The following is a 20769-nucleotide window of genomic DNA, read 5'->3' as shown; positions in this document are numbered from 1 at the left end:
TTTAATGGGATACCCGTTTTTTCCCAGTTAATAACTGCTGCATCAAACCTTTTTTCTGAGCCTTCAACGATTTCAGATGTTCTATCTGTAGGTTAAATTCTTTATCCGCTTCGGTAAAAACAGAAGCGATGGCCTTCTGTTCTTCAAATGGAGGATACCATAATTTTAGAGATGAAAATTCCTTATAACTAATCTGTTTTCCATCACGGATTCCATATATAATAGAGTTGAGTCGATTAATGAAATTACCTGATTTCAGATATTCTAAATAGAACTTCTTGGCAATAGGTAATTTCTCCTTTAACACGGTGTAAGCGGGGCTAACCAGGCCAGTATATGAGGAATATTCAATACCACCTTGGAAGGACCTTAAACTAATAACAAAGTCTCCAGCATCTACCTTTTTATAGCTTTTAAGGGAACTCTTGTCGTATTTAATATCAATACCTACTTCACTACGTGGAATTACACCTTTGTCTTGGGTAGCCGAAAGAACCTCGAACTCACCATTATGATTTTTGTTACTATTATTCTCAAATAATTTACCCGCTTTCAGCTCTTTCCACTCCCCATCAAACCCAGGCAATCTTTTCTTTCCCGTAAGCAGTTCCTGCATCAATCCCTTTTTGCGCAGCTCTAATTGCTCAATAAGTTGCTGGGTCTTTTCGATTGATTGGTCCCAAGTGGATAAAATAGCGGATATTTTCTTTTGTTCTGATATTGGTGGTAACGGGATTTTCATCTTTGAAATCATTTCCATCCTTACCGAATCAACAGAATTTTTTGCGCTGAGGCGATAAACTCTTTTATAAAAATGCTGACTGAAAAAGTGGTAAAAATAGATTCCCAAGGCTTTTTCGCTGAAACCGTAAATACTATATACTCTTTGATGAAAATCAAACTTGCCATTGATATAATGATAGACCTTACCTACACCAACTCCATCACCAGCCGTAAGAATTGCTTCACCATCGTAGGAATAGGTGTTAATAGATTCAATAGTATTTGAGCGTACAAAAAATGGGTATTTACCTCCTTCAATTTTTTCTTGAGTATCCTTTGACCCAGTCTGGACCTTAGCAAATTCTCTTACTTCACTTATTTCCCAATCTTTAGGGAATTCTTCTGAAGATTTTACTTCTATATTTTTTAATTCTACCTCCATACTAATATCCTAGTTCAGTCAAATAATCAGACATCTGACTCTCAACTTGAGCAAGTTCTTTCTTCAAACGGAAAATTTCCTGCTGGGTCGATTTAATATCCACAGGCTCTTCTTCCTCAAAAGTATCAACATAGCGGGGTATATTCAGGTTGAAATCGTTATCCTTGATTTCTTCAAAACTGGCTACGTAGCTATATTTATCTATAGTCTCCCAGTTGTGGTAGGTTTTGTAAACTTTTTTAATATCCTTATCCCGTAACCTATTCTGGTTCTTACCGTTTTCATACTCATTGCTGGCATCTATAAATAAAACATCTGTGTTTTTTCCTTTGTTCTTATCAAAGATTAGAATAGTTGCAGGGATGCTAGTACCAAAAAATAAGTTAGCTGGTAATCCAACTACGGCCTTAAGCAAGTTTTCCTCAATTAACTTTTGGCGAATTTTACCTTCAGAGCTACCCCTAAACAACACCCCGTGAGGTAATATAATTCCTCCACGCCCGTGTTCGTTCAGTGTTTCAATCATATTGGTGATAAAAGCATAATCACCTTTACTTTTAGGTGGTATACCCCTATGGAAGCGATTATACCTATCGGCTGTGGCATCTTCAGCTCCCCATTTATCCAACGAAAATGGCGGATTCATAACGATTGTATCAAACTTCATCAGGTTATCTCCCTCACGCAGTTTTGGGTTATTTATTGAGTCTCCCCATTCAATAGTCGCATTATCCATCTCGTGAAGAAACATATTCATCCTGGCAAGAGCCCAGGTGCTTCCATTCACTTCCTGTCCATAAAGGGATACATTTTTAGTACCTATTTCATTAGCAACTTTCAGAAGTAGTGAGCTTGAGCCACACGTCCAATCAGCTACACGGTCTCCTTCTTTGGGTTCAACAAGCTTTGCTAATAGAACCGATACCTGCGATGCTGTATAAAATTCCCCCGCCTTCTTCCCAGCGTCTGAAGCGAAGTTCGCAATAAGGTATTCGTAAGCATCACCAATCACATCGTTACCCACCAAATTAGATGGTCTAAGGTCGAGTTCAGAGAAATCATTCAAAAGATGTTTTAAACGCCTGTTACGGTCCTTAGTTTGGCCCAGGTTAGCTTCAGAGTTATAATCTATATTACGGAAAACCTTTTCTAATTTAGAGCGGTTAGCGTCCTCTAAATCCTCCAGACCAATGTTGATGAGTTCCCCCAGATTCGATTCATTACGGTGCTCGAACAAATAATCGAATGAACTGTTTTCAGGTACTTTAAACCTTTCGTGTTTCAAAGCACGTTCGACCCGAACCTCATCACCATTGTATTTCTTTAGATACTCTTCTTTCTTCTCTCTGTGAACATCTGTGATATACTTGATAAAGAGCATCGTTAGGATATAATCTTTATATTGGCCCGCATCTATAGTTCCTCGAAAGGTGTCACAGGCGTTCCATACTTTTTTGTTGATTGTTTCCTGAGTTAATTTTTCACTCATAATTATATTTTTAAAAGAGGGGATGGATAACATCCCCTCAGGGTTAGTTAAATCAATTTTATCCTTTGGGGGGATGTTTATCACCACCGTGGGAGTCCTTACGCTGAATCTTACCATCCTTACCGTGAATGAATAGCTCACCTTTTTCCTTTCGGGAAAGGTCTCTGCTGTACTTCTCAGCCTCTCTCTTAGTTTCAAAATGTTTAGAAGCTTTTTCAGCTCCTCCTTTTTTTGAGTCCCAACCACCATTTTTATTTGGAACTACGTGTCTGGTCTTAGCCATAATTATACAAATTAAAATCTAACCCAATCTTTTTACGGGGTAGGGTGTGTTTACCGAGTTTAAGTACCAAAATTTGGTTGGTAACTTAAGTTGGTATACTTTTGTTTTTCCGAAACAGTGAGTATCAGTTCGGTGACAAGCCGCTGATGACTCTGATACCAATAAAGCCTCTCGATTGACTAAATCCTGAGGCTTGATTATTTGTGGTCAGCTTTTGGTTTTATTGGTTAGCAAATCATTTACAACACCACGTTTAAGATTTCTTTTTTCCTGTAATAGCTTATCGGTAAGCTCTATATCTTTCTCAAACAACCTATAAATTTTTAAAAAGCTACGCTGCTCCTCAATTGATGGGATATTAATTTCCAGTTCGTTCAATTCTTTTTTGGGTATTGAAGTTACCGTAGCCCCAGCCCCTATAAGATTTAGTTTGTGCTGCACCTTATCAGAGTTAAGTACGGCAGCAAGATACTCCCCCAAAATAATGTCGTCAAGAGCTCTAAGAAGATAAAACAAAGAAGAAGGAACCATTGGCCCCATATCTTCATTATAAGCCCAGGCAAAAGTCCTCTGGCCTTTACCAGCCAGTATAACATCGTTGGACTGAAGAAGGAATTTATTAATCTTTGGGCTGGGTAACACATAACTGTCTTGAAAATTGGTAAGTTTAAGGTTCTCATCAAAATGTCCTGCTAGGAGGTATTTTATAGCACCTTGAGCATTGCTTTTCAAATGAGGTCCAAATTGTACCTGGACAATATCACCAATTTTTAAAACCTTCATAAATTATTTTTGTATTGCGTTTCGAATTCAAAGCTATAGAAAATGTTTCATACAAGCAAATATTTTTGTAGAAGGTTTCTAATTTTACAAATGCTGTTTATGCACCATGCTGTAATATTCACCTATTTTAGTACAATTAAACCCTATTTAATACATTTTCACGGGGTCTTTGACTTGTCGCATACAAGCGAAAAGGTACAGGTAAAGTAGCTACTTTCGAAGATATTTTTCAGCGCAGTGTCTATTTTCTACTTCCCCTACTAACACATCATATTCAGATTCAGGTATTCCAGCATCTTTAATTACCCGATGTACGTGGCCGAACAACTCTTCGTGGTGAAGCATAGATAAGCCATGAACATGATTAACCCCTCGTTTGGTCTTTTCAATCACAAAGCACCAATCTTTTATCATATCTTGGTCTGGTAATTTTTCTTTAACTGCTTGGATTAGGTAATTGTGAGCATCATCATCATAGCTATCACGCATAACCCAAGTGATGAATGACTCCCAGGCTTGGTTATACCTGGTTGCTTTACGGGGTTTATATTTTGAGTAGAACTCATCTACAATTAGTTTACTAATAAACCACTGGTCATTTTCCTTATACATGTAACGGGATAACCCATTATATTTTACTTTTAACTTTGAAATTCTATACCTAATAGTTCTTTCGCTTACTCCTGTTATCTTTATTAATTGTCTAGTAGTATAATAGTCTTCTAATCTATGTTTACTTCTAAAGAATTCTAAATGTTCATGGTAATATTGGAATGGTATCATATCTATTCTCTTCTTATCATATTATATATTATCCTCTCTATTTAATAGAGGGTCGAGATGCGCAAAAGCATTACTCTGATAATAAATATGCACCTGCAAGAGGAAAAGACTAAAAATTTTATTTTTTCTTAAACCCTTATAAAAACTGGGGTTCTGCTGAGAATATTAAATTTTGCTCAAAGGTTTGGTCCATGTAAAAAGGCAGATTTTACTTTGTAGAAGATTTGCAGGGTGGTTTTGAGAAACCTATAAAATTTATATCCAGCCCCCGAAAAATTTAAGGACATAGTCGGTTGCACGATTTTTATAGTTCATAGGGGGGGTATGTAAGAGCGGATACGGTAGGGGGGGTGTTGAAGTTAGGAGCCCAGGGGGTGTAGTGCTGTTTAAATTTTATTTGACCTCAGAGAGATTGAAAGTATACAAATATTTCAGGCGATGCTACGGGGCTGTTTATAAATAATGTAATGGTTAGGCGGTTGGGTCTGGGATTATGTTTTGGTACTATGAACATAGGGCCTTGTTTATCTTTTAGATAAATGGTATTTTTGTTAGGTCTAATAAATCTCAATTTTAAGCAACTCGGATTGGGAGTAAATTTATTGACGAGTGGGACCAACACCACAGAAAATGTCAAAGTGGCGGAAGTTGGGATAAAGAGTGCACCTGGTAAAAGTTATTACTATGGTTGGTTTACTAAATAGCAATCAGGTAATGGAGCTACTGAATATTAAATCGCAAACAACTTTACTAAAATATGAGGCAGAGGGGGTTGTACCCGTGCACAAAAGGTTTGGTAATAGAAAGCGGTATAGGAAAAGTGACATTCAAAAATTGCTGTAATGAATTAAAGGGAGGCTTAGGTCTCCTTTTTTTAATGCGAATAAAAAAACACAGTAAAAAACACAGTGCAATAAAAAACCCCTGAATATCATATTGATTTTCAAGGGTTTTCGTTTTTAAAGGTGGTGCCTCCAGGAATCGAACCAGGGACACAAGGATTTTCAGTTTTCATGCTTTTATTATAATTTTCTAAGTGCTTCATAATCAACATTAATAATTTTAAAAAATCCTTGTTTTTGCTAAAATCATGGCTCGTTTTATGGTTCGCGGTTTAGCTCCTGAATTTGATCCCATCTGCCTCTTTTCCATCGGCATACATAATGGCATCAATTTTCTCGCGCTTAAACTTTCCGTCCAGTTTTTTCACGTATTTCTTTACGTCTTCTTCTATGCTGTTATTAATAAGGCCGGCAGTTGCTAAAGATTTCCACTTGATCCCGCCGCCTTTATCATATTCAACGGTATAGTCTAAAACCGGTTCACTTAGAATGAATAATGGGATGCCATCCATTTTTTGAACTTCAGCCATTCTTTCATTTTCATCGGTTTTTTCTTCGGTAAATTTGATGGCAGAAACATTTTTGCCGTCAGAATAAACAATAGCATCAAACTCCACATTTTCTTCTTCGCTCTTTTCCTGAACAGATTTCACAAATTTTGAAACTTTAGATTCAATACTGGCATTAACAAGCCCCCCGGTAAGCGCACTGGTCCATTGGATTTTGTTGTCACCTCCAAAAACCACATCATAATCCCTCAGGGGTTCAGACAAGATGTAAACTTCTATTCCATTTACTTTGTGGACTTTTGCCAGGGTTTTATCCTGAGCGTAGAAATTGGCAACAAATAACAATGCAAGCAGTAAGGTAATTTTCCTCATGGTAAATAATAGGTTAAGGTTAAAAATTGATTATTAAAATTGGCAGGGTAGGGCATGCCGGGTTTACATAATGGTGAGGGGAATTTTCCCCTTTTTGGTTTTGTTCTTAATTTTTACTTTCGCGCGTTCGCTTTCAGACTTCCAAACTATACTTAGGCGGTTTTACTTCTGTTATCTTTATCTCTACCTGATAACGTTTTGATATATTGTTGCAGCATTTCTTTATCGCTTCTAAGCTCTGCCTTATCTTCTTTTAATTCATTTATCCGTTGTAACAGTTTTTTATTTTCTTCTTTCAAGGTCATAACCTCCTCCATGTGATCTAAGTTTACCTGCTGGGCAGCATCCACCGGTTTAATCTCAAACCGTTCGTTTGACGGAAGATAATCCCAAAATACATATCGAATTAATTTTTGAATAGATACGGGAACATTCGCTCCCCCTTCCCATTTTGCAACGGCTTGGGAAGTAACCCCTAGTTCCTCGCCGAAAGCGGTTTGAGAAAGACCTGCTTTTTCTCTTATTTCTTTGATTTTCATTATGTTAAAATATTTAACACATAAAATGTTTCATTTACCTATAGAATTTACAAGTATATTTTATATGTTTGTGTTGTAATTAATTTCAATAACCTATAATTAGTTGCAATTATATGTGATTATATGTTTTTAACTGACTAAGATATACTAAAAATGATTAGTGCAAAGGATAGAGAGGAATTATTATCTGTACTGCCAAAGGAATATGGTAAAAGTGTGGCCATCCGATTAAACGGAAAAGGTTTGCTCTCTCAAAGGGGTAAAAAGTATGATAGTCCTTTAGTAAGAAAGGTATTAGGAGGGAATCAGGAGGATATTAATGTAGAGTTAGAACTATTTCTATTTAAAGATGAAATTCTTACAAAGCGGGAAGAGCTTAAGAAGTTAAGGAAAAAGAAATATGAACCCGAACCTTTAAAAGGTTCAATTCCAAAAACCCAATAATGATGGAACAACAACAATTAGTAGAAAAAATCACCCACCTGGAAGCCCAACTTAAAAAACTTGAAACATTGCCCTTTGGGATTAGAAATACCCTTGCCCTGGCAAGCTATTTCTCCGGGAAACTTACGCGTTACCGCGAACAAATGAGAAAAGAAGAAACTGTTTTTGATTATCCGTTTTCAGCTTAAAAATTCAATATGACCAAAAAGGAAAAAATACTATTTGATCTGCTACAGGAAAAAGAATTTCCTGTTGATCAGGTGTGGTATGAGAGCAATTTTTCCTGGCACCCTAATAGAGGATGGTATGCTACGGATATTGAGGGATATGAATATCACTTAGGAAGCGATTTTGCAAAAGCTGAAGGCCGGATTAAGAACAATGAAATTAAGGCTTATAAATGAGCAAGTTATCTGCACATATCGTTTTTGCAACCTACCAGGCTATGGAAGAAGAGCAAAAGGATGTTTTTGTGCAGTTGATGGAAGAAGAAAAAAAGAAGCGGCTCAAAAAGCCCAAAAAGAAAAAATCAATTTTTCCTGAAGATTCAAAATGGCACCCGGACAATATTGAAATTCTGGTGGCCGAAATGATGAACGAATGAAACCCGGGCGCATAATGCCCAAAAATGGGCGCTTAAGAACCTTTGCATAGGCTGCGCCCATTTTTTAACCTACTGAATATGAGTATGGAAATACTATTGAAACTTATTCTTATAGCCGTTGCAACGGTTGCCCTACCGGCCGTTGCATTGCGGTTATATAAAAGAATGCTGAAGGTAGAAATTTTGCGCTACCGCTGCGATTTTGCCTTTAACCGTTCCGTCCTTTCCAATGAAAAGCTGCCCGAGATCCACCGGCAATTGCTTCAGCAAAAATATTTACAGCAACGCCCCTCTTACCTGGCGATGTTTTTTTCCAGGAAACCGCTGGAAATGCAGCACTGGTTTAACGGGGAGCAATTAGACGCTTTTTTCTTAACCCACTAAAACCCAATAATGATGATAAAAAAAATAACAGTAGTAGAATCCCATTATAAAGGAGATAAATTAATTAAGGAAGAAAGAGAATACACCAGGGAAGATTACAGCGGTGGCTTTGATGATTTGATACTAGGGGAAATGAGTAGTTGGGATATTAAAAATTATGCTGAAGAAAACTGCGATATGATTAATGAGGATGATGTACCAAAGCCAGATATATCAGATTTTACTGATTTTGAAATAGAAGAAGAAGCGGAAGAACGCGGTTTCTTCCTGTTTAAAACTCAGTCTATCACAGAGGCTGCTATGGTTAAGGATATTAAAGAAGAATTGAATTTCTAATGACCAACCTTCTCCAGATCATAGCAGAGAATTCCAACGCCAAAAGCGGGATCACCATAGTAAGCCTGGCGGTAAAAGCGGGAATGAGTATCACCAATCTCAAAAACACGCTTAACGAACTGCACCGGGCCGGGAAGATCCGCGTTCGCGAGGGCATTAATGCAAAGCTTGTATTCCTAAAAAACTAATAGGTAGCATGAAAAAGATAACCCAAAAATCAGCATTTATTGTTTCCTACGCGTGTCAGGAATTTAAGATAGGAAAAGGAATTATTAAAAGGCACGAATTTCCTCTTTTGGTTATTCAAAACGTGGATGAAATGATAAAATTCCTTTGCCGATATACAAAGTATGCTCAATGGCAAAATGATGATCATTTGGCAATGCGGCAAGACTTAAAAGCTGCTTGCTGGTCAGTAGAAATAAGTGAAATGGATCTACTCCAGGAAGAAATAATGACTGCCGATATTATGGGGCTTCACAAGTTTTACCGGGAAGAATATCCTGAACATTTAATTCATGTTCACCGGGTTCCAATGGGAATCCAGAAGAGAAGACTTACAAATAATGTTGATTTTATCCCATAAAAAAAGCAGGACCCCCGCCCTGCTTTTTCATAATGCTGTATAACAACAATATAGTAGAAACGAATTAAATCCGATAAAATAATCCGTAATGCGAAAATACAAAAATAATCCAAATCCCCCTATGCTTAACCGAGCAATTTTAGAATTAAACGGAATATTCAACGTAAATCCCAACGGCCGGCAACGACAAAACAACGGCAAACCTACAGAGCCGTTGCAACGGGAAAACCAAGAGCCAAAAGAACAGTTGTTTGTACACCCCGGACTGTTTAAGGAAGAGATCTACCGTACGATGGAGAATTACCGGCAGTATATTCCCAGGTACAACCAGAAGGTTAAAGCGGCCAATATCGATATTAAGAAGTACAATAAGCGCATAGATGCCCAGCGTAAAAAGGAACCGCTAACAGGGCCGCAGCTCCAGGCCGTTTCGCGATTGTACAAAACCCTTTCCCCGTTAACCGTATGGGAGCGCAACGAGCGCATTGCAGAATATAACCGTTGCAACGGCAAGCCAATTGCCAGGAAGGAAAAGATCCAGACGGTAAAATATCACAGCGAAGAAATTTTTAACGCTATTCTCCTTCATTACTCCATGCAGCTGCAAAAACGCTACAGGAATTACCAGAAGCTTAACCTTCATATTAAGGCGAAAGTTCCCTTCGTACAGCTTCATAGCGGCTGGATCACGAACCTTGAAGTAAATGGAGTAAAGAACCTCGATATTTGCAATAAGACCTTTAGGCGGCAGCGCAGGCGCTTAGAAGAAGCGGGAGTTCTCCAGGAATACACTTTTGAAGGATCTGCCCGGCCTGTTAAAATGCGTGTTAATCCCGAAATTCTTTGCCTGCGGGAGCTGCACCAGGACAAAAAAACCGCCGCTGAAAATCAGCAAGTTACTCCTGGCGGGCGGACAGAGTTACCTCATAAGAATGCTTCTAATAGATCTTTCACACACAAAGAAGAAATAAAAGCGAATGTTGAAAAACATTCTAGGGAAAGGAGTTCGGCCAAGGGCCTCACGTCACCTTATTTTTCTTCTATTGGAAACACCCGGGAGCATTATGCGAAAAAAAATGATGCCGCGCCAGAAAAAAATTACACCGGCGGCCAAAAAAATACGCTCAGCCACTTTTTGCGCCAAAAACTTGAAGAAAAAAACGACTTCGCTGATCAGCTGGCCGCCCATCAGCACGACACCTATAACCCCATCCGCAAAGAAATTTTAGAAAAGGAAGCTTATTCCGGATCTCTTTCCCGCGAAGAATTTAAAGAATTGGTATTGCAGGATTTTTTCAAAACTGCGGCCAAACTTTGGAAAAATGTTAACCCTTACAAGGCCAGTTGGTTAAAGGCCTATAACCACTGGATGCAGGAAAAATTCATCACCAATGCCGGCCATTGCCTTAGCAAACAAAATATTGTTACCAGGGTTCCGGAACTGCGCTACGGCCTTGCCGCCGTTGGCCGGTACCTGAAGCGGCATGAAAGTTATAACCTGCTGTTTCCTTCGGAATATTTTGACCTTACCAGGACCACTGCCAAAGAAGGCGGTTTTAAATATTACGCCCGCGAAGCCTGGAGAAAACACCAGGATTATTTGAAAACGAAAAACACCAATACCAAAGCAGCTGCCACAAAGCGAAAAAGAAGACTTTCCGACCTGCAAAAGACTGAAAAACAGGTAAAAGCTTACCTAAAAAACAAGTTTGGCCTTCAGGAGTTATTCGAGAAAGTAGAGCAGATAGGCAACCCAGCCGTTACACAGGACCTGCCGGAAATTATCCGAAAGCTCAATGAAAAGCACGCTATAAAATATTCCCGCCATGAGTTATAATTCCAAAATATGCCGTTGCGGGGCTTCCAGGGATATTTATTGCTCAAACTGTAGCAAAATTTCTATGGCTATCCTGCTAAAAAACGGGAACGATGATTTGAAATACACCAATGCCCGGGGCCAGAAGGTTTGCCCGGTATGGTACAGCCCGCTAAAGCATAACAGCAAGCCAGACAGGGATGTAATTGAAAAGATGCTTACCAGGTTCTATGATTCGCCATTCAAGCAGGTTACCCAACAGGTGAATTTCTATTATAACAATACTTCCAACTTAATTTTTTCACACACGCTATGAGTACAATAATCATTGAAGTGAAGGCAGTTAAGCCCGCAGATTTTCATTTGCTGAAGGATGTGCTTAACAATTATGTTTCTGTACAAAAAACGCTATCGGAAATTATGACCAATCCGCGCAGATATATGAAGGATCTAAGCATTGCCACAGAGTTGTGGTACGATTTCAATACCAAAACCGCCAGGCAAAGCATACCGGCAAAGTCAAACCTTAAATTGTCCCTTCATAAAGCGCTCATTCTGCTGGATGCCCTTAACGAATTTCGCCGCCAGGCCTCTACTATAGATGGGGAAATTAGCCGTTGCAACCGTTTTGCAACCGCTATAGACGAACAAATACCAACAGCCACACAATTAATTTCCTATAAATAACCTCTAAACTTGAAATTTTGAAAAAACTACTACTCTTAATTTTTGCGGCTGCATTGCTTACCGGCTGCTATCCAGATTCCCTAAACCCGGAAGGTTACGAAATGGAATTCGTGTTCTTTAATCCGGAAATTCCTGGTGAAATTATTGTTTCTCCGGACTACCAGTTAAAAAACGGTACCACTATAACCAACGAACCGGGCGGGATCTATTATGTAGAATGGGAAGAAACCGGGAACCTGTTTTCTTTCCGGTTTGTAGCCAGCCACAAATTTGATTTTCTGTGGATAGAGCAATGGAAGTATGAACACATGCAGGATGCCATTCCTTTTGAAGTTATTTCGCCAGGCCTTGAGTATAGGTTGCATGAAGATCTTTCCTATCTCCGGGAAGCTTCCAACGGCTACTATAGAATTGATATACAACGCGAAAAATAAATCCTTAAACTTAAAAATTACACCCCTCGATTATGACAATTACTACTATCACAGCCTACATCTTAGCAGCAATTTTCCTTGTGCTATGTGCAATTGCCATGTACCGCGCCGTACCCAAGGTGCTGCATAACCTGAAGGTTAAAAAACAGATAAGATACTATGAAAAAAACCGTGCCGAAATGAGAAAAAAAGGCCTGAAGGAATACTCCTTTAACAAGGGGAAAACTAAAGTTTGGGCCACAAATTTCAAGGAGGCAAACCTACACTATCAAACCAGCCGCAGAAATGGAAAGTCTAACATTTAATCCCGAAATCACCATGTCTACGACTAACACCAACAGCCTGAAACCAATCCCGGGCAAATTAAGCAAAGGACAAGCCTACGTGCTTTTTAATCATCATAGCCGCGAAGATGTAAGGCAAACAATACATTATTTGCAAATGACTTATAAGATCCGGCCTAACCTTTCTGATGAAGAAGCCGTAAAAAGGCATAACCTCACAAAAGAGCAGATCAGGGAACTATTCCGCTCTTACGGATCACCCGAAGGTTACGAAGAAATCTAAATCTAACCCGCCGTTGCACCCGTTGCAACGGCTTAAAACTTATTTATGAAATTATTAGTGCCACTCTCTGGCGGAAAAGACAGCCAGGCAACCTTACTTTGGGCAATAGCAAAATACGGTGTAGGAAATATAATCGCTGTTTTTTGTGATGTAAAGTGGGAACATGACTGGACCTACGCCCATATTCAGTATTTAGTTGAAAAAACCGGTGTTGAATTTATTGTGCTTAGCTCCGAGAAATACGATGGTTTTATAGATATGGTTAAGAAGAAAAAAAGGTTTCCTTCTTCCAAGGCCCGTTTTTGTACAGTGGAATTAAAAACCAAACCAATGATTGATTATATCCTAAGCCTGGAAGATCATGTGACCATCTTTCAGGGAATTAGGAATGATGAAAGCGAAGAGAGAGCGGATATGACCGAAGAATGCAGGTATTTTAAGTATTATTTTGAGCCATACAAGAGCAATTCGATTTTGATCGAAAAGTATCAGAATAAACCGCCTAAAACTCCCGCACAAAAAAAAGAATTTTTTGAGGCAAAGGTTCGCTTTTTTATTGATGGTAAAAATGATGAAAAATATCATACCTACAGAAAAAAGGAGGTTTTTGCTTGGTGTGAAAAATACGCTGATGATGTACGCCGCCCATTCATAAAGGCTACAGCTAATGATGTTATTCTTTATAGTCTGAAAAGGGATTTTGTAATTAATCCATTGTATTACAAAGGTTTTTCCCGTGTAGGCTGTTTCCCCTGTATGTATGTAAACCTGGACGAATTAGCGGTTATTCTTGATCATTTTCCTGAAACTTTTGATGATATAGAAAAATATGAGAAAGAATTAAAGAGTACTTTCTTCAGACCCGATAAGGTTCCGGAAAGGTATAGGTCAGGTTATGATCCAAAAACACATAAAAAATTAACAATTATTCGGGATGTAGAACGATATATAAAAGATAAGAATGCGCAGACAGATCTATTTACAGAGCCTCAGTATTCTAAATCCTGTAGTTCCGGATATGTTGTGTGCGAATAATCAAGTAACTAATTAAACTCAAATAATAATGTCAAAAACAAAGAAAACTAAAGAACCAATTGTTTTAAACCTAGCAGATGAAGGCTGGTACCAGGAAGATAAAGAGCGGGGATATTATGCAATTTCCAGCCTTAAATCTGAGTATTTGCCGGCCAAAGATCGCAAACAAGGCTATGAAATTTACAAAGGAAAAAAGTTGCTGGCTACCAAAAAGTACTTGAAAGATGCCAAGGCTGTAATTACCAAGCGCAGTGGACGAAAAGTAACAATTAAATATTAAACCCAAGGCCATTGCAATACCCGTTGCAACGGCTAAATAACTTAACCTATGACCAAAAATGTAGATTATGTAGTGGTTTCAGAATTACCAATACTACACCAGGCACCTTTCAGCAACTTCTTAAAAAACAAAACCTTACCGGTGATAGAGAATGAAAAACCGGGTGCAACTTGCGCTCCCATGAGAATATACAGGCAGTGGCTTAATTTAAGAATAAGATAAATTTTAACCATGCCGTTGCAACGGCTTAAAAACAATTTATGAAAAAAAGAAAACCAGTAATCCAAATAGTTACACCACAATTTGACCGGGATAAAAAAATAAAAAATCAGTTTATTCCTAAAACCAAAAAAGAATTTTTATCAGCAATTGAAAGTGCAAAAAAATCGGATTTAAAAATGTGGGGTTTTGGCGAGTGGTGTTCGTATAAAAGCGATATGCGTGACGAAGGGGAAAGCTATTTAAAACCAGGAGAAGTACATTATTTACTTCCTGCTGAATGGTACAATTGTATTCCAAATGGTTTTGAAGTGCTAGATATTTTTGGAAAAATTGAAAAATTCAAAAAAGGCATAACAGATGATGACAGGCGTTTTGGGTGTCTTTGCTATGGAATTAAAAGAAAATTTTAAATCTAACCGCCGTTGCACCCGTTGCAACGGCTTTTACTAATCCAACTCTATGAAACCCGAAAAAGGCATAGCAAAAAGATACTTTGGCGGCAAAGGTGCCAGTGGTGCGGTACAAAAGATTATTAACTGCATTCGGCCTCACGATACTTTTATTGAGCCGTTTTTAGGCAACGGTTATGTTTCCAGGACCATAAAAAAGCCTGCCAGGATGATAGGCAACGACCTGAGCAAAGAGGTGTACAGGAAATGGAAAAAGCTAAACCATGACTGGCTGGAACTGTACAACCTGGATGCCGTTGAATTGTTGCAACGGCTAAAATTTGAAGAACTGGGCAAAACGGTAATTTACTTAGATCCTCCTTACCCTTTGGATAGCCGCAAAAATTCTCAATTGGTTTATGATCACGAAATGACTGATTCAGACCATAGAATTTTACTTCATTTAATAAAGAGCCCAAGGTTTAGGAATATCGATATTTTAATTTCTACCTATCCTAATTCTATCTATGAAGATTACCTAAAAAACTGGTCAAAAATTGAATTCCAGGTTAAGACTTCCCAGGGCATGGCAACTGAAGTCTTGTATTACAATTACTCAGATCTTAGCCTTTTGCACGATTACCGTTTTGCCGGCGATAACTACCGCGAAAGGCTACGCATTAAGCGGAAGGCTAAACGCTGGGTCAACCGTCTGGAACAAATGCCCGATTATGAAAAACAGGCCATTTTCGAGGAAATTCTTAAGCTTCCGGATTTTTCCGGGATAGTAACAAAAGTTTGAGATCCTGCAACGCCATTTCCAACGCTACTCGAGCAACGTCATTTTTGACGTTTCTGGCCAAGGATCCTAACGCCGTTTTTAACGCTGCCAGCTGCTGAAAAAAAATCTTATTTAAAAAGGTCGCTATGGGTGCCGGTACGTACAAGGGTAATTTCTTTTTCTTTATCGTCCTGTAGCCAGATTAGAAGCCAGTCAGGTTTAATATGGCATTCCCAATGCCCTTTATAGTTCCCTTTTAGAAGATGCGGATTATGTTTTGCAGGAATATTTCCCTTTTCGCTTAACCTTAATATAATTGTCCGAATAAGGTTTAAATTATAGTTCCTTTTTTGGCAACGTTTCAAATCTTTTTTAAAGGTGTTCTTCCTGTGTACTTTATAAATCATATCCCTAAATCTTCAAAAAGGGCGTCCACACTATCAAACCTTTTAACTCCTATCCCTTTTTCAGCTTCTTCCATTGCCTTCAGGGTTTCGGCATTAGGAACGTTTTTAGAAACCGGATAGCTTTTAGATTTAGCTTTTTTTACCAAAGCTGGTTTCACAATCTCAACTCCTTTTTTCTCCCTTGAAAATATCTTGGCAATTTCTAAAAAAGCTTTCCCGGCTTTAGTGCGCTCATCAATCTTAATCGTAACCATTCTGAGTTGTTTTTGAACTAATTATAACCAAACTAGCACAAAGTTACGAACAAAAACCGAAACAAAATCCAAAACAAAATCAAGGATAAAAAAGCCGTTGCAACGAGGTCTACAACGGATCTTTAACAATTCCTTGCATTTTTACGACAGTTTACAACGTTTTAAAAGGATTTACAACGGAATTCTACAATAAAAAACTGAATTACCTTAAATTATTCCGAAAAAAGTTAAATAAAACCAAATAAAACTTTTTAAGCGAAAGTTCTACCGAATAGAACCGAATTCTCTGCCTTCTCTTTTTTCCCTCCCCATCTTAGCAGCCTAAACGAAATGTTTCTTCATTTTAAGAATGGCTGGAAAACAAGACATATCAACGGCATTAAAGCGCCAATTGCGCAGCGGCAAAGAGTACGAGAAACTTATGCCCGCGGTTAAATGCGAGAGCACCCCGCTTGGCGAGGGTGACACTTTTTTTACCGTTGATCAAATGCGTGCCTGGGTTGAAAAATACCGCTGGCAAACGGCAAAATTAGCCCTTGTTCTGGAAGGCCAATCACTACAGGGAACAATTGCTAACATCTATCAGTTCCTGTATGACCATGTACAATATACAGCCGATGGCGCGCTGCAACAGCTGCGCTCTCCGGCTTGTACATGGTTACAACGAAAAACGGGAACCGACTGCAAAAGTTTTTCGGTTTTCGCTTCTTCCATTCTTTCCAACCTTGGTATTAAGCACGCCATACGCCAGGTAAGGCAGCCGTATTTTTTTCCGGACGAATTCACCCACGTGTATGTAGTGGTTTACCAGGATCAAACTAAAGAAACATATTCAGAAAATGCGCCAACGTTTGTGATCGATGCCACTCGGCATCAAAACACTGAAGTAGAATACTTAGAAAAAGCAGATATTTTTATGCCTAAACTTATGCACGTTGGTTTAAATGCGCCTCAGGATGAACGCACCCAACGAATTATTGAGAATTTCGACAGTTTTTGTCATTTCCTTCTTAAAAAAGGTGCGCCAGAAGATCAGGTGATAGATCTGAGGAAGGCGGTAAATTATTACACTTCCAAGGGGTTTGATCCTCGTATTAACCTGGTATATGACGGGGTACAGGTAGAAGGTATTGTCTATCCTGTTAGTCTTACAGAATATGTGCCTTATTTGGCAATTAAACAGGCATTTAATAGCAACAGGGTTGTTGGGCTTACTGGTCTTGGTTTTAGCTTCAGCGATGCCTTCTCTTCCTTCTCAGGCAGTACTGCTTCCAATTCAACAGCAGTTAGAACAACCAGTTCTTCTTCCGGTTCCGGCAATGCCAATGGTGGAATAGTAGATGCCGGTTTGGATCTTGCAGCCGGGGCAATTCCATTTGGCGGAATCATAAAGGGGATTTTAGATAAACTGGAATTAAGTAAAAATATTTCCAATGTACTGAAATATGGCCTTTCAAGCTGGGGAGCTTCATTAACACCGGAAGAAATTAAAAAGCGTTTTGCTGAGAATTGTTATCCGTGGCTTCAAAAAATGCTTTCTGAAACCACAATGGAAAATGTGGACCGTCAGCTAACAGCTATAGATGCTAACCTTAGAGGTAACAATCACTTATTTAGAACCAGTCAGCACGAAAAGGCGAAATCTACAAAGCTGGCCAATGACTGGGCCGAAGCAGAAACAGAAAAGCTTCTGAAAGAGGTTATAGACGGATTTAACGCTCAATTTGAAGCTAATAACATTCGGGTTACAAAAAGAGCAGTGAAAGCGACTTCTTCGGAATTAAGAAACTACCCAATTCAAGGTTTTTCGTCCGGGAAAGATCTTAAAAAAGCCGCTCCCGACCGCCTAAACGAAATTGATTTTTACGTTTATACCGTAGATAAATCTTCTTTGAAAAGTTGGAACAATCAACAATTGTTGCAACAGCAAAATCAAAACAACAATACACCTACAACCACTCCAACAACTGGTAATACTTACCAGCCGGTAAACAGCAACGGCGGTGCAACGGCTGGCAACGGTAATGGCAACGGCCCCGTTGTAACCGGGCAGGGTGAGACAAAAAGCGGTAACGGCGGCATTATAGCCGCAGGGGTAGGCCTGGCATTATTACCATTTCTATTACCAATGCTGAAAGGCGGGGCAAAAACGGTTTCAAAACCTGCAAAAAAAGCTAAATAATGAGTTCTATAACTGCCATATTAAAAAGACTGGAAGTTAAGGCCATTGGCCCTGTAGCTGAAAACCTGAAGAACCTTCTTGCCGCCGCGGAAATTAAAACCACTTATGATGCCCAGGCGAATATTTTAGATACCGGGTTAAGCAGTGATGTGGCAGAATGGGTTAAAATCTTCCGCCCGTGGTTTTCAGGCTTAACAGAAAACTTATCTGTGGCAGATGATTTTGAAAGGCTTTCTGCTAACGAGTACACGGAAAAACTTAACCAGGTAATTGAAGCCCTGGAAGTGGCCCGTGCATATTACGCCCAGCAGGCCAATTTTGAAATAATCTCCAGCCTGGCAAAAGTGGCATTGCAAAAAGCGGCCATTTGCGAAATAGCGGCCCTGGCAGTTATTAAGGCATTTGAAGCTTCGCTTAGTCTGTACGGCTCCGGATTTTCCGGGAAAGAATTTGTTTCGGTTGAAGCGAATTTTTACGAGGGATCAAGGCCGGAACCTTACCAATGGCAGAAAAAAAATATCATTGTTAACCTTATAAATTTTAACAACGTGGCAGTAGATAATTCAGAAAACCAGGAACAAAAATTAGAAAGCAGGGTACCGCAATATTTGCCCTGGGTATTTACGGCAACTTTCGCCCTCATAGCGTGGAGCGCAGCCGCAAAAAAGTAATGTAAAAGCAGCAGTAACGGACAAGTAAATCAATTATTAATTAATTCTAAAAACAGAAATCTATGAAGTTCGGAAAAATAACTTCGAAAACAGCCAGCAGCAGTGCATTAACCTTGGGAGGTGCAGTAGCTGGCGGTGCTGTGTCCGGTGGTATTGTTGCAATGGTACCGGCTGAGCAAAAAACCTATGCCCGTGCAGGGATTGTAGCCGCGGGAACCCTTGGCGCTGCCGCTGTAAAAGGCACCACTACGGGAGACCAGGTAGCAAAATTCCTTCTTTTGGGGATGGCATTCTCTCAGGGGGCCGCTCTTATCAAAGAAGCCGCTGCAAAGCAAATGGAACCGGTAACCGAAAGCACCACCACTGCCAACAAATTTGTGGCCGGTATGGTAGGCCTTGCCTGCCCATGTGACGAACAGCGCCCAATGCTTGCCGCGCCAGTAATCAATTTTGATAAGCTGCCGGCACAAAGGCCAACGCCTCAAATTCAGGAAGTTTATAAAGAAGCAGCCGGAGGCGAAGCTTCTATGTTTTAACAACCAATTTTTATCAGTTTATAATTATTCATCACATCATCATTTATTAATCAAAAACGAACATTAAAATGAAAAATAGAGAAAAACTTTTAGCAGCAGCGGCTTTCCTTATTGCCATTGCAAACGCTTTTTCAAGCGAACTATCCGGCCTTATCGGATTGGAACAGGTAAGGCTTACCCGTCACACTGTTTTCGTAAGAAAAGAAGTGACTAACGCCGGTGGTCAGATCAGGATCATTGACGAAAACACGAAGAAAGTGGACGGCGTTTCTTCTATTTCTGAAACAAAGCTTCCAAAAAACCAGGCGCAGATCTTTGATAAGATTGCCATAGGGTTTGGCGAAGCTGATGCGCAAGGGGAAGAAGGTTCTGTAGATTATACAGCTTCCAAGGCTCCTGCCATTGCACGAAACGCAAGTATTGTTATTACTCAAAATGGGCGTGAAGTTCTGGATCTTCCTCTGGCAGATGTGGTAAAAGCAATTTCTCCAGGTTCTCCTGAAGATTATTACCATGACCTTGAAGGCTTCAATTATTTAGTTGACGATCAGCCTATGGAGTGGTACCTGAGACTTCCTAACGGAAAAGTATTGGCTCCATCTGCTGCCGGTAAATTCATTTACATGGAAGTAAGGCTGCAAGGTTTCAAAACTTCCAGAAAAGCCTAAAAAATAAAAATTTGGTTGGTTAATAGTGAAAAGCCCTGGCCGCTTATGGGTTCAGGGCTTTTTTAATTCTCACCTCAAAAAAATCACAAATGAAAAAAGTGGACTGGAAAACGCTGAATGTTACCCTTCCGGCAGGGCAAACCTTAGCTGAAAAAGAAATATCCCTTGATAAGGGAACGCGCATAGTTGCCGCGGCTACCTTCAGCGGCACAAAGGACAAAATCGTAAACCTGGAGCTTAAAGAAAACGGCAATACCGTTTCGGCGGCAATGGACCTGGATTTTTGGAAAAAAAGCAATGCCGGTTTGTATCTGGATGGTTTCAAACCTATCGAGTACAAGGGCGGATCTACTGTTAAGGCGGTTCTTTTCGCAGATACGGCTTTAGCAGCAGATATACCCGTGCAAATAGCCTTCGGAATAATCAAAGAAGATACCACGGCATGAACGGACTGAAAAAAGCTCACCTGGGATTTAAGAAGATCACTGAAGATACAACCTTCAGCATTAATGATATGGTAGAACCTACCTTCTACAATTTCGGAGCTGAAAACGTACGCGTATATCATACTGTAGTGAAACCGGGAGAAGCTTTTTCAGCCGGTTGTCACAACATGGTGATGCAAGGCGAATTCCCAATAGTATTCGAGGGCCAGGACAAAAGCAGCAGGAATTTGCTGTGCTATTACGGCTCTCCAATTGAAAACTGCGATTAATTACAA

At 39.5% G+C, this 20769-nt stretch carries 34 protein-coding genes; 25 read left to right on the top strand and 9 right to left on the bottom strand.

Going from position 1 to position 20769, the window contains the following annotated elements; genetic code table 11:
- Nucleotide 1: 1 nt before the first annotated feature.
- From RM553_RS12865 to RM553_RS12835, 7 genes are all read right to left on the bottom strand, one after another.
- Nucleotides 2–1165, bottom strand: coding sequence for a restriction endonuclease subunit S (locus RM553_RS12865; protein ID WP_311535345.1), 1164 nt, complete (start codon nucleotides 1163–1165; stop codon nucleotides 2–4).
- A gap of 1 nt (nucleotide 1166) precedes the next feature.
- A complete protein-coding gene (locus tag RM553_RS12860; RefSeq protein WP_311535344.1) occupies nucleotides 1167–2795 on the bottom strand; it encodes a type I restriction-modification system subunit M in 1629 nt (542 codons plus the stop codon).
- The gene (locus tag RM553_RS12855; protein WP_311535343.1) at nucleotides 2713–2937 is read right to left on the bottom strand and encodes a DUF2188 domain-containing protein; all 225 of its coding nucleotides are present in this window, start codon (nucleotides 2935–2937) and stop codon (nucleotides 2713–2715) included. The genes RM553_RS12860 and RM553_RS12855 overlap by 83 nt, the downstream gene beginning before the upstream one ends.
- A 207-nt stretch (nucleotides 2938–3144) precedes the next feature.
- Nucleotides 3145–3720: a restriction endonuclease subunit S gene (locus tag RM553_RS12850; protein ID WP_311535342.1), complete on the bottom strand. Its 576-nt coding sequence runs from the start codon at nucleotides 3718–3720 to the stop codon at nucleotides 3145–3147.
- 210 nt (nucleotides 3721–3930) lie between these two features.
- A complete protein-coding gene (locus RM553_RS12845; RefSeq protein ID WP_311535341.1) occupies nucleotides 3931–4503 on the bottom strand; it encodes a hypothetical protein in 573 nt (190 codons plus the stop codon).
- A 1114-nt stretch (nucleotides 4504–5617) separates the two neighbouring features.
- Nucleotides 5618–6226 carry a hypothetical protein gene (locus RM553_RS12840; protein WP_311535340.1) on the bottom strand — a complete coding sequence of 203 codons (609 nt, stop codon included), beginning with the start codon at nucleotides 6224–6226 and terminating at the stop codon, nucleotides 5618–5620.
- Nucleotides 6227–6378: 152 nt separating this feature from the next.
- Nucleotides 6379–6765 (bottom strand): helix-turn-helix domain-containing protein, encoded by a 387-nt coding sequence (locus RM553_RS12835; RefSeq protein WP_311535339.1) that lies wholly within the window; start codon nucleotides 6763–6765, stop codon nucleotides 6379–6381.
- Between the two features lie 153 nt (nucleotides 6766–6918).
- On the opposite strand from RM553_RS12835, the gene RM553_RS12830 reads away from it, so the two are divergent.
- From RM553_RS12830 to RM553_RS12740, 19 genes are all read left to right on the top strand, one after another.
- Nucleotides 6919–7209, top strand: a complete 291-nt coding sequence (locus RM553_RS12830) for a hypothetical protein (RefSeq protein ID WP_311535338.1) — start codon at nucleotides 6919–6921, stop codon at nucleotides 7207–7209.
- Nucleotides 7209–7397 carry a hypothetical protein gene (locus tag RM553_RS12825; protein ID WP_311535337.1) on the top strand — a complete coding sequence of 63 codons (189 nt, stop codon included), beginning with the start codon at nucleotides 7209–7211 and terminating at the stop codon, nucleotides 7395–7397. The genes RM553_RS12830 and RM553_RS12825 overlap by 1 nt, the downstream gene beginning before the upstream one ends.
- A 9-nt stretch (nucleotides 7398–7406) precedes the next feature.
- Nucleotides 7407–7613: a hypothetical protein gene (locus RM553_RS12820; protein WP_311535336.1), complete on the top strand. Its 207-nt coding sequence runs from the start codon at nucleotides 7407–7409 to the stop codon at nucleotides 7611–7613.
- Nucleotides 7610–7813, top strand: a complete 204-nt coding sequence (locus RM553_RS12815; protein WP_311535335.1) for a hypothetical protein — start codon at nucleotides 7610–7612, stop codon at nucleotides 7811–7813. The genes RM553_RS12820 and RM553_RS12815 overlap by 4 nt, the downstream gene beginning before the upstream one ends.
- 78 nt (nucleotides 7814–7891) lie before the next feature.
- Entirely contained in the window at nucleotides 7892–8197 is a 306-nt protein-coding gene (locus RM553_RS12810) for a hypothetical protein (RefSeq protein WP_311535334.1), read from the top strand.
- Between the two features lie 9 nt (nucleotides 8198–8206).
- Complete coding sequence (locus RM553_RS12805; protein WP_311535333.1) at nucleotides 8207–8533, top strand: hypothetical protein; 327 nt, start codon at nucleotides 8207–8209, stop codon at nucleotides 8531–8533.
- Nucleotides 8533–8721, top strand: coding sequence for a hypothetical protein (locus tag RM553_RS12800; RefSeq protein ID WP_311535332.1), 189 nt, complete (start codon nucleotides 8533–8535; stop codon nucleotides 8719–8721). Before RM553_RS12805 ends, RM553_RS12800 begins: the two co-directional genes overlap by 1 nt.
- Nucleotides 8722–8729: 8 nt before the next feature.
- On the top strand, nucleotides 8730–9119 hold the full coding sequence (locus RM553_RS12795) for a hypothetical protein (RefSeq protein WP_311535331.1): 390 nt from the start codon (nucleotides 8730–8732) through the stop codon (nucleotides 9117–9119).
- An 88-nt stretch (nucleotides 9120–9207) separates the two neighbouring features.
- Nucleotides 9208–10956 (top strand): hypothetical protein, encoded by a 1749-nt coding sequence (locus RM553_RS12790; protein WP_311535330.1) that lies wholly within the window; start codon nucleotides 9208–9210, stop codon nucleotides 10954–10956.
- Nucleotides 10946–11251 carry a hypothetical protein gene (locus RM553_RS12785; RefSeq protein ID WP_311535329.1) on the top strand — a complete coding sequence of 102 codons (306 nt, stop codon included), beginning with the start codon at nucleotides 10946–10948 and terminating at the stop codon, nucleotides 11249–11251. Before RM553_RS12790 ends, RM553_RS12785 begins: the two co-directional genes overlap by 11 nt.
- Nucleotides 11248–11622 (top strand): hypothetical protein, encoded by a 375-nt coding sequence (locus RM553_RS12780; RefSeq protein WP_311535328.1) that lies wholly within the window; start codon nucleotides 11248–11250, stop codon nucleotides 11620–11622. Before RM553_RS12785 ends, RM553_RS12780 begins: the two co-directional genes overlap by 4 nt.
- Nucleotides 11623–11639: 17 nt before the next feature.
- Nucleotides 11640–12056 carry a hypothetical protein gene (locus tag RM553_RS12775; RefSeq protein ID WP_311535327.1) on the top strand — a complete coding sequence of 139 codons (417 nt, stop codon included), beginning with the start codon at nucleotides 11640–11642 and terminating at the stop codon, nucleotides 12054–12056.
- Between the two features lie 32 nt (nucleotides 12057–12088).
- On the top strand, nucleotides 12089–12361 hold the full coding sequence (locus RM553_RS12770) for a hypothetical protein (RefSeq protein ID WP_311535326.1): 273 nt from the start codon (nucleotides 12089–12091) through the stop codon (nucleotides 12359–12361).
- Nucleotides 12342–12623: a hypothetical protein gene (locus RM553_RS12765; RefSeq protein WP_311535325.1), complete on the top strand. Its 282-nt coding sequence runs from the start codon at nucleotides 12342–12344 to the stop codon at nucleotides 12621–12623. The genes RM553_RS12770 and RM553_RS12765 overlap by 20 nt, the downstream gene beginning before the upstream one ends.
- Nucleotides 12624–12668: 45 nt before the next feature.
- A complete protein-coding gene (locus tag RM553_RS12760; protein ID WP_311535324.1) occupies nucleotides 12669–13658 on the top strand; it encodes a phosphoadenosine phosphosulfate reductase domain-containing protein in 990 nt (329 codons plus the stop codon).
- A 28-nt stretch (nucleotides 13659–13686) separates the two neighbouring features.
- Nucleotides 13687–13938 (top strand): hypothetical protein, encoded by a 252-nt coding sequence (locus tag RM553_RS12755; protein WP_311535323.1) that lies wholly within the window; start codon nucleotides 13687–13689, stop codon nucleotides 13936–13938.
- A gap of 48 nt (nucleotides 13939–13986) precedes the next feature.
- Nucleotides 13987–14160 carry a hypothetical protein gene (locus tag RM553_RS12750; protein ID WP_311535322.1) on the top strand — a complete coding sequence of 58 codons (174 nt, stop codon included), beginning with the start codon at nucleotides 13987–13989 and terminating at the stop codon, nucleotides 14158–14160.
- A 38-nt stretch (nucleotides 14161–14198) separates the two neighbouring features.
- Entirely contained in the window at nucleotides 14199–14570 is a 372-nt protein-coding gene (locus RM553_RS12745; RefSeq protein ID WP_311535321.1) for a hypothetical protein, read from the top strand.
- A 49-nt stretch (nucleotides 14571–14619) separates the two neighbouring features.
- Nucleotides 14620–15351 (top strand): DNA adenine methylase, encoded by a 732-nt coding sequence (locus tag RM553_RS12740; protein ID WP_311535320.1) that lies wholly within the window; start codon nucleotides 14620–14622, stop codon nucleotides 15349–15351.
- 107 nt (nucleotides 15352–15458) lie between these two features.
- On the opposite strand, the gene RM553_RS12735 is transcribed toward RM553_RS12740, so the two are convergent.
- On the bottom strand, nucleotides 15459–15737 hold the full coding sequence (locus RM553_RS12735) for a type II toxin-antitoxin system YafQ family toxin (protein ID WP_311535319.1): 279 nt from the start codon (nucleotides 15735–15737) through the stop codon (nucleotides 15459–15461).
- Complete coding sequence (locus tag RM553_RS12730) at nucleotides 15734–15991, bottom strand: type II toxin-antitoxin system RelB/DinJ family antitoxin (protein WP_311535318.1); 258 nt, start codon at nucleotides 15989–15991, stop codon at nucleotides 15734–15736. Before RM553_RS12730 ends, RM553_RS12735 begins: the two co-directional genes overlap by 4 nt.
- A gap of 349 nt (nucleotides 15992–16340) precedes the next feature.
- Between RM553_RS12730 and RM553_RS12725 the strand changes: the two genes are divergently transcribed.
- The 6 genes from RM553_RS12725 (at nucleotide 16341) to RM553_RS12700 (ending at nucleotide 20763) form a co-directional block, all read left to right on the top strand.
- Nucleotides 16341–18173 (top strand): hypothetical protein, encoded by a 1833-nt coding sequence (locus RM553_RS12725; RefSeq protein ID WP_311535317.1) that lies wholly within the window; start codon nucleotides 16341–16343, stop codon nucleotides 18171–18173.
- Nucleotides 18173–18844, top strand: a complete 672-nt coding sequence (locus tag RM553_RS12720) for a hypothetical protein (protein WP_311535316.1) — start codon at nucleotides 18173–18175, stop codon at nucleotides 18842–18844. The genes RM553_RS12725 and RM553_RS12720 overlap by 1 nt, the downstream gene beginning before the upstream one ends.
- A gap of 62 nt (nucleotides 18845–18906) precedes the next feature.
- The gene (locus tag RM553_RS12715; protein WP_311535315.1) at nucleotides 18907–19380 is read left to right on the top strand and encodes a hypothetical protein; all 474 of its coding nucleotides are present in this window, start codon (nucleotides 18907–18909) and stop codon (nucleotides 19378–19380) included.
- 68 nt (nucleotides 19381–19448) lie between these two features.
- The gene (locus RM553_RS12710) at nucleotides 19449–20048 is read left to right on the top strand and encodes a hypothetical protein (protein WP_311535314.1); all 600 of its coding nucleotides are present in this window, start codon (nucleotides 19449–19451) and stop codon (nucleotides 20046–20048) included.
- Between the two features lie 89 nt (nucleotides 20049–20137).
- Nucleotides 20138–20494 (top strand): hypothetical protein, encoded by a 357-nt coding sequence (locus tag RM553_RS12705; protein ID WP_311535313.1) that lies wholly within the window; start codon nucleotides 20138–20140, stop codon nucleotides 20492–20494.
- Entirely contained in the window at nucleotides 20491–20763 is a 273-nt protein-coding gene (locus RM553_RS12700; RefSeq protein WP_311535312.1) for a hypothetical protein, read from the top strand. Before RM553_RS12705 ends, RM553_RS12700 begins: the two co-directional genes overlap by 4 nt.
- Nucleotides 20764–20769 lie beyond the last annotated feature (6 nt).

Origin of the sequence: Autumnicola tepida (genome assembly GCF_031846485.1) — a bacterium.
Lineage (GTDB): Bacteria > Bacteroidota > Bacteroidia > Flavobacteriales > Flavobacteriaceae > Autumnicola > Autumnicola tepida.
Note: the sequence above shows the minus strand (reverse complement) of the source record. Positions and strands in the feature narration are given on the sequence as shown.